The organism is Pseudomonas sp. 1L-C-7-B-C1 (genome assembly GCF_057291635.1).
The window spans coordinates 365,495-379,669 of record NZ_JBXAWH010000004.1 but is presented as its reverse complement, the minus strand read 5'-3'; the positions used below and the strand labels follow the sequence as shown (position 1 = coordinate 379,669).

11 protein-coding genes are annotated in these 14,175 nt (G+C 59.6%); 2 read left to right on the top strand and 9 right to left on the bottom strand.

The annotated features are described in order from the left end of the window. Window positions 1-19: 19 nt before the first annotated feature. The 5 genes from AC0Z8Z_RS09185 to AC0Z8Z_RS09165 all read right to left on the bottom strand — a co-directional run bounded on the left by AC0Z8Z_RS09185 (window position 20) and on the right by AC0Z8Z_RS09165 (window position 4,885). A complete protein-coding gene (locus tag AC0Z8Z_RS09185; protein WP_485618873.1) occupies window positions 20-847 on the bottom strand; it encodes a hypothetical protein in 828 nt (275 codons plus the stop codon). Window positions 848-912: 65 nt separating this feature from the next. Continuing rightward, entirely contained in the window at window positions 913-1,908 is a 996-nt protein-coding gene (locus AC0Z8Z_RS09180) for an alpha-xenorhabdolysin family binary toxin subunit B (RefSeq protein ID WP_485618872.1), read from the bottom strand. Window positions 1,909-1,926: 18 nt separating this feature from the next. Next, complete coding sequence (locus AC0Z8Z_RS09175; RefSeq protein ID WP_485618871.1) at window positions 1,927-3,168, bottom strand: alpha-xenorhabdolysin family binary toxin subunit A; 1,242 nt, start codon at window positions 3,166-3,168, stop codon at window positions 1,927-1,929. 226 nt (window positions 3,169-3,394) lie between these two features. After that, window positions 3,395-4,201 carry a tetratricopeptide repeat protein gene (locus AC0Z8Z_RS09170; protein ID WP_485618870.1) on the bottom strand — a complete coding sequence of 269 codons (807 nt, stop codon included), beginning with the start codon at window positions 4,199-4,201 and terminating at the stop codon, window positions 3,395-3,397. A 3-nt stretch (window positions 4,202-4,204) separates the two neighbouring features. Beyond that, window positions 4,205-4,885 (bottom strand): Fe2+-dependent dioxygenase, encoded by a 681-nt coding sequence (locus AC0Z8Z_RS09165; protein WP_485618869.1) that lies wholly within the window; start codon window positions 4,883-4,885, stop codon window positions 4,205-4,207. A 195-nt stretch (window positions 4,886-5,080) separates the two neighbouring features. Between AC0Z8Z_RS09165 and AC0Z8Z_RS09160 the strand changes: the two genes are divergently transcribed. Together AC0Z8Z_RS09160 and AC0Z8Z_RS09155 are read left to right on the top strand one after the other, a co-directional pair. Continuing rightward, on the top strand, window positions 5,081-7,330 hold the full coding sequence (locus AC0Z8Z_RS09160) for a TonB-dependent receptor (protein WP_485618868.1): 2,250 nt from the start codon (window positions 5,081-5,083) through the stop codon (window positions 7,328-7,330). 254 nt (window positions 7,331-7,584) lie between these two features. Further along, entirely contained in the window at window positions 7,585-10,137 is a 2,553-nt protein-coding gene (locus AC0Z8Z_RS09155; protein ID WP_485618906.1) for a PepSY domain-containing protein, read from the top strand. A gap of 143 nt (window positions 10,138-10,280) precedes the next feature. Here AC0Z8Z_RS09155 and AC0Z8Z_RS09150 read toward each other — a convergent pair whose 3' ends face one another. From AC0Z8Z_RS09150 to AC0Z8Z_RS09135, 4 genes are read right to left on the bottom strand one after another with little or no spacing between them, the layout of a single operon-like run. Continuing rightward, complete coding sequence (locus AC0Z8Z_RS09150) at window positions 10,281-11,255, bottom strand: peptide ABC transporter ATP-binding protein (protein WP_485618867.1); 975 nt, start codon at window positions 11,253-11,255, stop codon at window positions 10,281-10,283. Further along, a complete protein-coding gene (locus AC0Z8Z_RS09145) occupies window positions 11,255-12,223 on the bottom strand; it encodes an ABC transporter ATP-binding protein (protein WP_485618866.1) in 969 nt (322 codons plus the stop codon). Before AC0Z8Z_RS09145 ends, AC0Z8Z_RS09150 begins: the two co-directional genes overlap by 1 nt. Window positions 12,224-12,233: 10 nt before the next feature. Beyond that, complete coding sequence (locus AC0Z8Z_RS09140) at window positions 12,234-13,145, bottom strand: ABC transporter permease subunit (protein ID WP_122534949.1); 912 nt, start codon at window positions 13,143-13,145, stop codon at window positions 12,234-12,236. A gap of 11 nt (window positions 13,146-13,156) precedes the next feature. Further along, window positions 13,157-14,167 (bottom strand): ABC transporter permease subunit, encoded by a 1,011-nt coding sequence (locus AC0Z8Z_RS09135; RefSeq protein ID WP_065990182.1) that lies wholly within the window; start codon window positions 14,165-14,167, stop codon window positions 13,157-13,159. Window positions 14,168-14,175: the final 8 nt, after the last annotated feature.

Sequence of the window (14,175 nt, the reverse complement as noted above, 5' to 3'; positions counted from 1 at the left end):
CGCGGGTTTTTTTATTGAGTCATTGTCGGGTGTGCTCGGTCAGTTCTTCTGCCAAGTCCAGTCGGACCAGCGCCGACTCGATCATGTCGTGGAAGCGCTGGAGCGTAATTGAGGTAAAGAGGTCGATGAACTCGTCCACCGCGCCGGAAACAAGGCGCTCCAGGTTGACGTAACCCTCGCTGAGATCCCTCGATGCGTCCGCGAGCAACTTTCCGTCCTCCTTCATTTTCTCCATGAGTGTCATGACCATCTTGATTTTGGCGTCACTGCCAAGAGGGTCGACAGTGTTCTCCCTTGCGTACGTATCGATAGCGACCTGCATGAAGTCCATGAGGCGCGGCAAGATGAGCGAAGAGTTCTGGTAGACGTTGTTGCAGGTGATAGATGCGGTTCGGTATTGATTGGCCAGATTGATGACGTGTTGCTTGAGCTGCAGGCCGAATGGGAAACCAGGTCCGACACTCAGGATTTTCAGTTGGCCGTTCAACTCATAGGGCGCTCGTGAGAAGTCCAGTGCAGAGAGAAATCCAGCGCGCTCCTCCCGGGTCATCCCGTCCATGATCCTGGAATACTCCGCGTCGAACCGCTTGATATCGCTCACCAGGTCCGATTGCTCATAGAAAATCCGGACGGGCCACTCAAACAATTCGGGCCAGTTCTGGAGCTGGCCCCTCACTTGAATAAACGCGTTATCAAGGCTCGGCTGGTGAAGCTGGATAAACGCCTGGTTCGAGGTCAGCGCCAGTTCCTCCTTCACTCGGTCAGTGGTCTGCTTGGCCTCTTGCAATGTCATGCGGTAGCGGTTGAGCGCTTCGAAGTTGTCTGGCTTGAAGAAGGGTGTAGACATATCGACGTCCTTGTCGGTGGCGCAGCCGTGACAGCGGTTCGGCTGTCACGGCTGCTTAAGTGCATTTAACAAGCGTCGTTCAGATACGCGATGAGCGATGGTGCCGCAGCGACTAGCTGGTCTTCATAGCCTGGCCCACTGGCCAGCGCCAGATGGTTAACGAAAGCCTTGATCGACTGATCGATTTTTGCGTATTCGTCGCGAGCGATGAAAAAGCTCTCGAACAAGCCGTGGATGCTGACGATCACGGTGGTCTTGTCGGTAATGAGCTTCGCGTCTGCCGCCAGTTCGGTATTTCTGGCTTTCAGTTCACCGAGCTGTTTGATCAGCGCATCGCGTTGTCTGTTCATCGTGATGTAGTTGAGCGCTTCGCCCACGTGCTCGAGGGTTTTTTTCATTTGTTCGACGGCGATCCTCACCAGCTCGACTTCAGGTACCGCCAGCCCTGCTGCCGAGAGATTCTCGGCGGTGAGCAGGGTGTCTTTGGCCAGGCCTGCGAAATCATCTTTTTCGAGCACCGCCATCGCGTCATTCAGCGTCGCCCGAGCAGCCTCTACCGCGGCGATGTCTTGGTTTGCAGACGTGAAGGCTTCGTCCAATTTCGTCAGTTGCGCCTGCAGGTCATTTTTGTAAGTGGTCGTCAGTGCCGGGTCGAAAGCGACATCAGCGAGCGTCTTGAACTGCTGTTGAAGCGCTTGCACGGCGGGTGTAAAGGCTTCTTTAAAGGTGCCAATCGTTTGTGCCCGGACATAGGCATTACTTTCAAGATCATCCTCGGACATATCGGTCGTCATCGCCGCGCGATAGGTGTTCAGACTCTTCAGCGCTTTAGTAGTGGCAATACCAATCGCTAACAGCTGTTCGTTGATTTTACGCCCTGACACGACGAGGGAAGTGTGCAGACCTTGCGCTTTTGCACGTATCGACGGCAGGTAGCTAGTTCCGCTAAACGCAAAGTCGAGCTCCCCGTTCTGTTTGAGCATCTGGTCGATGGTAGCCTTGATCAGTGCGATATCGGGTGCGACGTACGCGACGTCGTCGTTGAATTGAATAACAGTCATTTTGAACAGTCCTTGTAATTAAATAGCTCGATTTTTTATTTCTTGATCCGCTTCAGCGAAGACGCCATATAGCGTATCGGCGTCGGTCAAAATCTGCGCCCACGGTCCGACCACTTGGTCAAAATGGTAGGCCAGAAGATTAACTTTCAATGCGTCGTCGATTTTGCGTGCCTCTTGGGCGGACGAGGTGACGTACAAGTTCAGTGCGTTCCAGGTGAACACCAGATTTTGCGTGGCAGCATCGGCTTGAAGGCTTAGGAACTGAATATCTTGCAGATCGGCTTTGACTTGATTGAGACGTTTGAGGACAGTACTTTTGAATCCCATTTCCTCGTTCTTGGCGTCCCGGGTTGCTTTAAGGCTATTCCGATATTTTCGAACCTTCTCTGCCTCAACCCCGATATAGATCGCCATGCCTAATCCGATCAAGCCTCCGTCGGCAGCAGATTTTATAGAGTCCATGACCATCTGCTTGTACGTTGCATTCTGTTCATCGATTTCCTTTGTCGCTGCGGCGATTTCGGATTGAAGCAGGCTTATCTCATCATCCAGTTTATGGTTATCGACCGCGACCAGCCTAAGCGAGATCTCGGGTCGCACTTTGGTCGCCAGCTCATCTGAGAACTGGTCCAGGTCAGCCTTCAGCTCCTCGGTTTTACGCTCCTGAACGGCGATCTTCTTCTGCAGGTCATCCAGGTAGTAGGCGATTTGCGTTGCTGCTCCCGCATCATTTTCATCCAGGTGGATACCCGGGAACTTGTCGCCCATCTCGGCTTCAACCTTCCGCAGATCAGCCAGCGTCTCGATACCGTATTCCTTCAATACTTTCAGGGCGGTAATTTCGTCCAGTGCCTTGGTCACGTGCTTTTCGGCATTCATCATGCCGGATGCAAAAATTTTCAGCTCGCTGCTGATAAGTTTGATTCGCTGGCGTAGGCCGTTCCACTGACTTGCGTGGGATTTTATGATTGAGAATGTTTTGGTGAAGTCACTGACTTCCAATCCTTGACCCGGCGTGTATCCCTGCTGGTAACCCAGATAGGAACTTACGTCTGAGGGGGCCGTCGGTAAACTCAGGCCCTTCTGTTCATACAGGTATAAGTCGACAATCTGATCTTTTGTCAGAATAAGCCCTTTCGGTCGAAAAGTGCCTGGCATGTTTCCGGTCGACGCATCAATCAGCGTCTTTGGCGCTTTCGCTGCCACCTCCGCTGTCTTTTCCATGGAAGTGTCAGACGTGTCATACAAAGCGTTATTCATAGTGATTCCCTGCTCTAGTAAAAAGCGCCTTCCTGGCGCTACTTATCATGTTCGCACTGCGTGTTGAGTTGCAGTGAGCGCAGGCTAGTTGCAACTATCGTCGGCTGTCAAAGTGAGTTCGCCTTCATCTGCTGTAGGAATATTTACAACAGCAACGTAGTTACGGCCCCAGCCCAAGAGGGCCGGGGATCGGCTGAGTGAATATCTAACGTGTTTCAGAAAAATACTAATGGGCGTCGCGATTGCTATTCAAGAATTCAGACAAGGCATCTTGGTCGTGGCTGTCGCCCAACACTGCCGCTTTGCTGAAATAGTCGAGTGCCAGAGCCCGTATTTCGGGGTGCCTGGACAGCGTGAGTGCCGCGCGACTGATCCGGAGGAATTTGAGGTTGCCCAACTCAAGGGCGGCTTGAAACCACACAAGGGCTGCATCGACATGACCGTCATCAGCGAGAATTGAGGCATGGCTGAACTGGCCGCGGAAATCACCTGCCTGTGCTGACCGTCTATACCACTCATGGGCAGCGGCAAGATCCCGCTCGCAGCACAGACCTTCTTCCAAATAACGCCCCACCAGGTTCATCGACTTCGCATGACCCAGCTCTGCCGCCTTGCGGTAACACGCCAACGCGCGGGCCTGGTCTTTATTGACGCCACAGCCGGTTGCCAGAAGATTGCCGTAGTTATAAAACCCCCAATCCAGACCATCCTCGGCGGCGAGACGATAATGCTCGGCAGCTTTGGTGGCGTCCGGCTCGCAGCCCCACCCATGCTCGTGGCATCGGCCGGCCATGTTCTGCGCCATCGCGTGGCCGCGACGGGCCGCAATCTGAAACCAGACCAGCGCCAGCGCCGGGTCGCGTTCTATGCCGCTGCCGTCGAGCAGGATCTGCCCAAGTAACGCTTGGGCGTCGACGATGTTGGCCTGCGCCGCGCTCAGAATCGCCTTTGCGGCACTGGCCGGGCTCTCTTCCAGCATGGCGCGCAACTGGTCGCCATCGAGCACTTCTTCACGTCGCAGATTCCAGGTCATGACTCAGACCTCGACCCACTGCCGCAGCAGGTTGTGATAGGTGCCGGTGAGTTGAAGCAGCGAGGGGTGATCAGGCACATCGCGGCTGAGTTGCTGGATGGCCGTGTCCATTTCGAATAACAACGTGCGGTGGCCATCGTCCCGCACCAGGCTTTGGGTCCAGAAGAACGAGGCGTACCGCGCGCCCCGTGTGACGGCGTTGACCTTGTGCAGGCTGCTGGCCGGATAAAGCAGCAGGTCGCCCGCCGGCAGCTTCACCTGACGGGTGCCGAACGTGTCCTGAATCACCAGCTCACCGCCGTCGTAATCATCGGGATCGCTGAAGAACAGCGTCGATGAAAGATCCGTGCGCACTCGCTCGGTGCTGCCCTTGGCCTGACGCACGGCGTTGTCGATATGAAAATCGAAACTGCCGCCGCCGGTGTAGCAATTCACCAATGGCGGGAAGACCTTGTGGGGCAGGGCGGCGGACATGAACGGGGGGTTCTGCCAAAGGCGCTCGAGCATCGCCGCGCCAATCTCCACGGCAAGTGGATGGCCTTCCGGCAACTGCAGGTTGTGCTTGGCTTTCGCCGACTGATGCCCGGCGGTGATCTTGCCGTCAGCCCATTCGGTTTCCTCCAGCGCCTGTCGGATGCGTAGCACCTCCTCGGGTGAAAACAGACCGGGGATATGTAGGAGCATGAATCGCGACCCGCGAGAAGAATGAAGCGGTGGATGATAGTGATTCTTATTGATCGTGTAAAACGTGGCCCGCGCGCGTGAATGGGTAGATGTGAAAATTGGGTAATGGGAAAGTGTAAAGAATGTAAGTTTTCTGCGAATGCGAAGCAGTCTCAACTATATTCCGCCGCCTTATTGTTTCCTTGGGGAAGGAAAATGTCGCGCCAAGCACAACCGGTTACCGCCCATTCGCAGCGTTCCATCGTCAGCGCCGTCGGTGTTGCCCTTGCGGCGATGTCAGCCGCCCATATGGCGCAGGCTGCGGAGCCTGCATCGGATGCTCTGAATCTCGGGGCCACCAACATTGACGGCGAGCGGGCCGACACAGCTTACAAGACCGAAGAATCGACCTCGAAAAAGTACACCGCACCCCTGCGCGAGACGCCAAAGAGCGTCACTGTGATCCCGCAGCAAGTGATCCGCGACACCGCTGCCACGAGCCTGGCTGACGCATTGCGCACCACCCCCGGCATTACCTTTGGCGCGGGCGAGGGCGGTAACCCGAATGCGGATCGCCCGATCATCCGTGGCTTCAACGCAGAGAGCGACGTGTTCGTCGACGGCATGCGCGACGTAGCGGCGCAAAGCCGGGAGATTTTCAACGTCGAATCGGTCGAGGTCAGCAAGGGCCCGGGCTCGGCGTTCACCGGCGCGGGCTCCACGGGTGGCAGCCTGAACCTCGTCACCAAGGGCGCCCATCTGGGCGATGCCTTCAACGGTGGCTACACCTTCGGTTCGGACCAGACTCAGCGCTACACCCTCGACGTCAACAAGCAGATGACCGACACCTCGGCCTTCCGCCTGAACCTGATGAAGCACGATTCCAACGTCGCCGGCCGCAACGATGTCGACAACAGCCGCTGGGGCGTTGCGCCTTCGTTCGCATTCGGTCTGGGCACCGACACGCGGGTCAAGGTCGACTACTACCACCTGTCCACCGACGACATGCCCGACTATGGCATTCCGCTGACCAACACTCCCGGCCGCAGCCAGTACGTGGTCGACAAGCCGGCCCACGTCAATGAAAACAACTTCTACGGCCTGACCGACCGCGATTACCGCAAGAGTGTCAACGACAGCGGCACGATCCGCCTCGAACACGACCTCAACGACAACCTGACGATCTCCAACAGCTTCCGCATGTCGCGCTCGACGCTGGACTACATTGTCACCAACCCGGACGACAGCCGCGGCAACGTCGCCAGGGGCCTGGTCTCGCGCTCGGCGAAGAGCCGCAATTCCACCTCCAGCGGCTTCGTCAACCAGACCGACCTGCAGGCGAAATTCAATACCGGTTTTGTCGAGCACAGTCTGGTGACCGGTCTCGAGTTTTCGTATCAGGACACCCACAACCGTGGCTACAACGTGCTCAGCGCCAGTGGCGGAAGCATCGGCTCGACGTGCAACGCTGCGCTGCTGGCGTCGGGCGATTGCACGAGCCTGTCCAGCCCGTCGCCGAAAGACGACTGGAACGGCACCATCACCGACAGCCAGGCGTACACCGATACCGACACCAAAACCAGTGCCGCCTACGTCTTCGACACGCTGAAATTCAACGAACAGTGGTCGTTGAACCTCGGCCTGCGGTATGACGATTACGACGTGCGCTCCAGCGGTTACAGCACGGGCGGCCGTGGTTCGGTGGCGGGCAGCTTCAAGCGTGAAAACACCAGCCAGCTGTGGAATTACCAGGTCGGCGTGACCTACAAGCCTTTGCCGAACGGCAGCATCTACGCAGCATGGTCGACGTCCAGCAACCCGTCGGGTGAGACCAGCGGCAATGGCGGGCTGGAAATTGCGGCGAACAACGCCAACCTCGATCCGGAAAAGAACCGCAACTACGAGCTGGGCACCAAGTGGGATTTCTTCGACGACAACCTGTCGCTGACGGCTGCGCTGTTCCGCACCCAAAAGACCAACGCGCGGGTGACCGATCCTGACAACGCGACCTTCCAGGTGCTGGACGGCGAGCAGCGGGTCGATGGCCTGGAGCTGACCTACAGCGGCAACATCACCGGCAAGTGGAAAGTCTATGGCGGCTACACCTACATGGAGAGCGAGATCGTCAGTGCGACCAGCAAGGCGGACGAGGGCAATCACATGCCGAGCACGCCGCGCAACAGCTTCAACTTCTGGTCGACCTACGAGCTGATGCCAAAGCTGACCGTGGGCGGCGGCGCGACCTTCGTCGACTCGCGTTTCGGCAATGAAGCCAACTCGGTAGAAGTGCCGTCCTACTGGCGCTACGACGCAATGGCCACGTACGCGCTGACCAAGAACGTCGACCTGCAGCTGAACGTGCAGAACCTGACCGACAAGCGTTATTACGACCAGGTCTTCACCACTCACTACGCCCACATGGCCGCCGGGCGTACCGCGCTGATAAGTGCCAGCTTCCACTTCTGATCTGAAAGCGAACCCGACACCTGTGGGAGCGAGCCTGCCTCGCGAAGGCGGAATCGACCGCTGGGTATCCAGCGGATGTCCCGGCCTCCTCGCGAGCAAGCTCACTCCTACAGGATGTATGTTGGCCGGGTGAGCGCGGGGTGTCAGGACGCGTTCACCCCACATCTTCGCATCAAGAATCAGCCACAGATGAGAATGTATGCCGTTTGTGCGCATAATGCGCGCCGTAGCGGGTGAGTGAGGGGTCGAGGGTGTTGAAGAAAGTCCTGTTTCAAGTGCACTGGTTCTTCGGAATCACGGCCGGTCTGGTGCTCGCCCTGATGGGGATCACTGGCGCGCTGTATTCCTTCGAGGACGAGATACTCGACGTGCTCAACCCTGACGTGTTGTTCGTGCAGCCCCAGGGTCGTCAACTGTCACTGGCTGAAATGGTCAGCAAGGTTGAAGCCCAGGGCAAAGACACGGTGGCGATGTTTCGCATTGATGTCGACAGCGACAAGGTCGCTCAGGTCTGGTTCAAGCCGCCGCCGGGTCAGCGCCGCGGCGAGATGCACAACTTCAACCCCTACACCGGCGCATTCACCGAGGACGTCACAGGTCAGGACTTCTTCGGCTTCATCCTTAACCTGCACCGATTCCTTGCCGCAGGGGAATATGGCAAACAAGTCACCGCGGCCTGCACGCTGATCCTCGTGTTCTTCTGCCTGTCAGGGCTGTATCTGCGCTGGCCGCGCAAGCCGCTGAACTGGCGCGTCTGGCTGACCATGGACTGGGCGAAGAAGGGACGCAGTTTCAACTGGGACCTGCATTCGGTGTTCGGCACCTGGTGCCTGATCATCTATCTGCTGCTGGCGATCACCGGGCTGATGTGGTCCTACGACTGGTTCAGCAACGGCATGACCAAGCTGATTGGCGATCCTCCCGTGGCGGGCGAACAACGCCGTGGCGGAGGGCCGCGTCCTGGTCCTGCTGTGAAAGAGGCGCCTAAGGAGCTCACGGCGTCGGCCCCGGATTACGACGCGATCTGGCAGACCATTCAGAGCGCGGCCGGACCGGACCTCAAGACTTACAACCTGCGCATGCCTCAGGCACCGGGCCAGATGGCGACGGTGTTCTACCTCCTCAAATCCGCGCCGCACCCCCGCGCGTTGAACCAGATCACCCTCGATCCGGCCGACGGTACGCTCAAGGCAGTGTCGCGTTACACCGAGAAAAGCCTCGGCGCCCAGTTGCTCATCAGCAACTACGCGCTGCACACCGGCAGCTACTTTGGCCTGATCGGGCGCATCGTCGTGACCGTGGCCGCGTTGCTGATGCCGCTGTTCTTCATCACCGGCTGGTTGCTCTACCTGGACCGCCGACGCGAGAAGCGCGAGATCCGCAACGCCCGCGGTGACGTGTCGGCGACGACAGGCGAGCAGGGCGCGACCTGGCTGATCGGCTTCGCCAGCCAGAGTGGGTTCGCCGAGCAACTCGCCTGGCAGACGGCCAGCCAGCTGCAGACCGCCGGCGTGCCGGTGAAGGTGCAGCGTCTGGGCGACATCACCGAGCAGGACCTGCACCAGAGCCGCAACGCGCTGTTCGTCGTCAGTACCTTTGGCGACGGCGAAGCACCGGACAGCGCCCGCGGATTCGAGCGCAAAGTGCTGGGCCGGCCGCTGGCGCTGGATAACCTCAACTACGCGGTGCTTGGGCTGGGCGATCGCCAGTATCAACAGTTCTGTGGTTTCGCTCAGCGGCTGCACGGCTGGCTGGCCGAGCGTGGCGGGCGCACGCTGTTCGCACCGGTTGAAGTGGACAGCGGTGACGGTGAAGCGCTGCAACACTGGCAACAGCAGTTGGGCCAGTTGACGGGCTCGACGCCGACGACGGTCTGGCAAGCGCCGGAGTATCAGAACTGGACGCTGGTGGCTCGGGAATGGCTGAACCCCGGGAGCGTGGGATCGAAAGTGTTCTTGCTCGGCCTGGCGTGTGAGTCGGCGACTCGCTGGGAGGCCGGCGATCTGGTGGAGGTATTGCCGCGCAACCCGGCCTCTGCGGTCGAGCAGTTCCTGTCCGGGTTGGGTATTGCTGCCGACACGCAAGTCACCGTCGACGGCCTGAGCGAGACCCTCAGCCAAGCCTTGTCCACGCGTCAGTTGCCGGTCAATCGCAGTCATCTGGTCGGCCTGCATGCGCAGGCGTTGGTCGATGCGCTGGTGCCCCTGGCGATGCGCGAGTATTCAATCGCGTCGATTGCCGAGGACGGTGTGTTGCAGCTGATCGTGCGTCAGGAACTGCACCCCGATGGCAGTCTCGGGCTGTGTTCGGGCTGGTTGACCGAGCATGTCGCCGTGGGCGGCGCGGTCAGTGTGCGGGTGCGTCGCAACAGTGGTTTCCATCTGCCGGCCGAGTCGGTGCCGATGATTTTGATTGGCAACGGCACCGGGCTGGCAGGCCTGCGCAGCTTGCTCAAAGCGCGCGTCGTTTCGGGTGAGCAGCGCAACTGGTTGCTGTTTGGCGAGCGAAACAGAGCGCACGATTTCCACTGCGCAAACGAGCTTAATGGCTGGCTGGCGAGTGGGAATCTGGCGCGTCTGGACCTCGCGTTTTCCCGGGATCAGGCGGAAAAAATCTATGTGCAGGACCGGTTGCGTGAGGCGGCTGATGAGCTGCGTCGCTGGCTGAATGAAGGCGCTGTGATTTACATCTGCGGCAGTTTGGAAGGCATGGCGGCTGGCGTGGATGAAACGTTGAACGCTCTGCTGGGTGAGGACGCGGTGCGGGAGTTGATCGAGCAGGGGCGGTATCGGCGGGATGTTTACTGATAGCGTTCTGGCTGCCAGGGCCTGTCGCGTCATTCCCGGCTAAAGCCAGCCTACACTGCAATTCCCGGCTAAAGCCGGTCCTACCCCAGCCACAAAAAAAGGCCGTTGCGCTCACACGCAACGGCCTTTTTATTAGTCAATCATCACGCCACAAACTGTTCCGCGTAATGGCAAGCAACCTGGCGGTTGTCGACCCAGCGCAGCTCCGGCACTTCCGTCACACAACGTTCTGTCGCGTACGGGCAGCGCTTGTGGAACGGGCAGCCCGACGGCGGGTTCAGCGGGTTAGGCAATTCGCCGACGATTTTGATCTTCGGCTTCGACGGGTCCGGGTGGATCGTCGGAGTCGCTGACAGCAGCGCCTGGGTGTAAGGGTGCAATGGACGGTTGTAGATCTCTTCCTTGGGACCCATTTCGGCCGGGCGACCGAGGTACATCACCAACACCGTGTCGGCGACGTGACGCACCACCGCCAGGTTGTGGGAGATGAACACGTAACCGGTGTTGAACTCTTGCTGCAGATCCATGAACAGGTTCAGCACCTGGGCCTGAATCGACACGTCGAGCGCGGAAGTCGGTTCGTCCGCCACCAGCACTTTGGGCTGCAGCATCATCGCCCGCGCCAGCGCGATACGTTGACGCTGACCGCCGGAGAACATGTGCGGGTAGCGCTGATAGTGCTCGGGACGCAGACCGACCTGCGCCATCATCGCCTGCACTTTCTCGCGGCGTTCGGCGGCGGAAAGGCTGGTGTTGATCAGCAGCGGCTCACCCAGTTGATCACCGACTTTCTGCCGCGGATTGAGCGATGCGTACGGGCTCTGGAACACCATCTGCACGTCTTTGCGCAGCTGCTTGCGTTGCGCCTTGGTCGCGCCGGTGACTTCCTGGCCGGCGATCTTCAACGATCCCGAAGAAGGCTCTTCGATCAGCGTCAGCGCCCGGGCCAGCGTCGACTTGCCGCAGCCGGACTCACCGACCACCGCCAGGGTCTTGCCGGCTTCGAGTTCGAATGACACGCCGTTGAGCGCGCGCACGGTTGCATGGGGCTTGAACAGCCCACGGGACACATCATAGTGACGAGTAAGGTCACGGGCGGTCAGTACGATTTCGCTCATCACGCCACCTCCTGATTCAGCGGAAAGAAGCAACGCGCCAGGCTATGGGCTTTCGGGTCAAGGCCCGGGCGTTGCTGGCGGCATTTGTCCTGGACGTACGGGCAGCGCGGCGAGAGCAGGCAACCACTTGGACGGTCATAGCGACCCGGCACGATGCCCGGCAGCGTCGACAGGCGCGCGGCGCCCATGCTGTGTTCGGGGATCGCTGCCAGCAATGCTTCGCTGTACGGGTGCGCCGGGATGTCGAACAGTTGGGGGACCTGACCCACTTCCACCGCCTGCCCGGCATACATCACGCAGACCCGCTGAGCGGTTTCAGCCACCACCGCAAGGTCGTGGGTGATGAGCACCAGCGCCATGTCCTGCTCTTTTTGCAGGGCCAGCAGCAGGTCCATGATCTGCGCCTGAATGGTCACGTCCAGCGCGGTGGTCGGTTCGTCGGCGATCAGCAGCTTCGGCTCGCCGGCGATGGCCATGGCGATCGCAACACGCTGGCTCATGCCGCCCGAGAGTTGGTGCGGGTAGGCGTCCAGACGCTGTGCGGCGCCCGGGATTTCCACCTTCTGCAACAGCTCAAGTGCGCGCTGATGGGCCGCGCGGCCAGACAGACCCAAGTGCTGCTTGAGCACTTCCTTGATCTGGAAGCCCACGGTGTAGCTCGGGTTCAGCGCGGTCATCGGATCCTGAAAGACCATCGACATGTCTTTGCCGACGATCTTGCGACGCTGGCGTGCATTCAGCGTGAGCATGTCCTTGCCGTCGAAGACCAGAGCGTCGGCGGTGACGATGCCGGGGTGCTCGATCAGGCCCATGAGCGCCATCATGGTCACGGATTTACCCGAACCCGATTCGCCCACGATTGCCAGCACTTCGCCCTTGTCGACGGCCAGGTCCAGTCCATCGACGACCGGGGTGGCCCTGGCGTCGCCGAAGCGCACGTTGAGGTTCTTGATGTTTAAAAGAGACATTCGGACGTCCTCAGGCGGCGTTCTTGAGTTTCGGGTCCAGCGCATCGCGCAGACCGTCGCCCATCAGGTTGATTGCCAGCACGCTGAGCAAAATGGTCAGACCCGGGAGGCTCACCACCCACCAGGCGCGTTCGATGTAGTCGCGGGCCGAAGCGAGCATGGTGCCCCACTCAGGCGTTGGCGGTTGTACACCCAGACCGAGGAAGCCCAGCGCCGCAGCGTCGAGGATCGCCGAGGAGAAACTCAACGTGGCCTGAACGATCAGCGGCGCCATGCAGTTCGGCAGCACGGTGATGAACATCAGGCGCGGCAGCGTTGCACCGGCCAGACGCGCGGCGGTCACGTAGTCACGGTTCAGCTCGCCCATGACCGCAGCACGGGTCAGACGCACGTACGACGGCAGCGAAACGATGGCGATGGCGATGACGGTATTGATCAGGCCAGGGCCGAGGATCGCGACGATGGCCACAGCCAGCAGCAGCGATGGCAGTGCCAGCATGATGTCCATCAGACGCATGATGGTCGGGCCCAGGATTTTCGGGAAGAAGCCGGCCAGCAGACCCATGAGGATCCCCGGAATCAGCGACATCACCACCGACGACAGACCGATGAGCAGCGACAGGCGCGAACCCTGGATCAGACGCGACAGCAGGTCGCGGCCCAGTTCATCGGTGCCCAAGAGAAACTGCCATTGGCCGCCTTCAAGCCAGACCGGCGGGGTCAGCAGGAAATCACGGTATTGCTCGCTCGGGTCATGGGGGGCAACCCACGGCGCGAACAGGGCGCAGAACACGATCACCAGCATGAACAAGAGGCCCGCGACGGCGCCTTTGTTCTTGGCGAAGTGCTGCCAGAACTCTTTGTAAACGGACGGGTAGAGCAGGCTTTGATCGACTGCTACTACGGGAGTAGGTGTGCTCATAAAAAGGGATCTCAGCGCTGATGACGAATGCGTGGGTTGGCAAAGCCGTAGAGGATGTCCACCACGAAGTTGACCAGAATCACCAGGCAGGCGATTAGCAGGATGCCGTTTTGCACGACAGGGTAGTCACGGGCGCCGATGGCTTCGATCAGCCACTTGCCGATGCCCGGCCAGGAGAAGATCGTTTCGGTCAGAACCGCACCGGCCAGCAGCGTGCCCACTTGCAGACCGAAAACCGTCAGCACCGGGATCAGCGCGTTGCGCAGGCCGTGAACGAATACCACGCGAGCCGGCGAAAGGCCCTTGGCACGGGCGGTGCGCACGTAGTCTTCACGCAGGACTTCGAGCATCGAGGAGCGGGTCATTCGGGCGATGACCGCCAGCGGAATGGTGCCCAGCACGATGGCCGGCAGAATCAGGTGACGCAGGGCGTCCATGAACGAACCTTCTTCATCGCTGAGCAAGGTGTCGATCAGCATGAAGCCGGTTTTCGGGGGAATGTCGTAGAGCAGGTCGATACGCCCCGATACCGGGGTCCAGCCCAGGGATACCGAGAAGAACATGATCAGGATCAGGCCCCACCAGAAGATCGGCATCGAGTACCCCGCCAGGGAGATACCCATGACCCCATGGTCGAACAGGGACCCTCGCTTCAGTGCTGCAATGACACCGGCCAGCAGCCCGAGAATGCCTGCGAAGATCAGCGCCGCAATCGACAGTTCCAGTGTTGCCGGGAACAGCGAAGTGAATTCGGACCACACGCTCGTGCGCGTACGCAGCGATTCGCCCAGGTCGCCATGGGCGAGCTTGCCGACGTAATCGATGTATTGCGCATAAAGGGGTTTGTTCAGGCCAAGACGTTCCATGGCTTGGGCGTGCATTTCCGGATCGACCCGGCGTTCACCCATCATGACTTCGACAGGGTCGCCCGGAATCAGGCGAATCAAGGCGAAGGTCAGCAAGGTGATGCCGAAGAAGGTGGGTATGAGCAACCCCACTCGGCGAGCGATAAAACTAAACATCTTCTCGT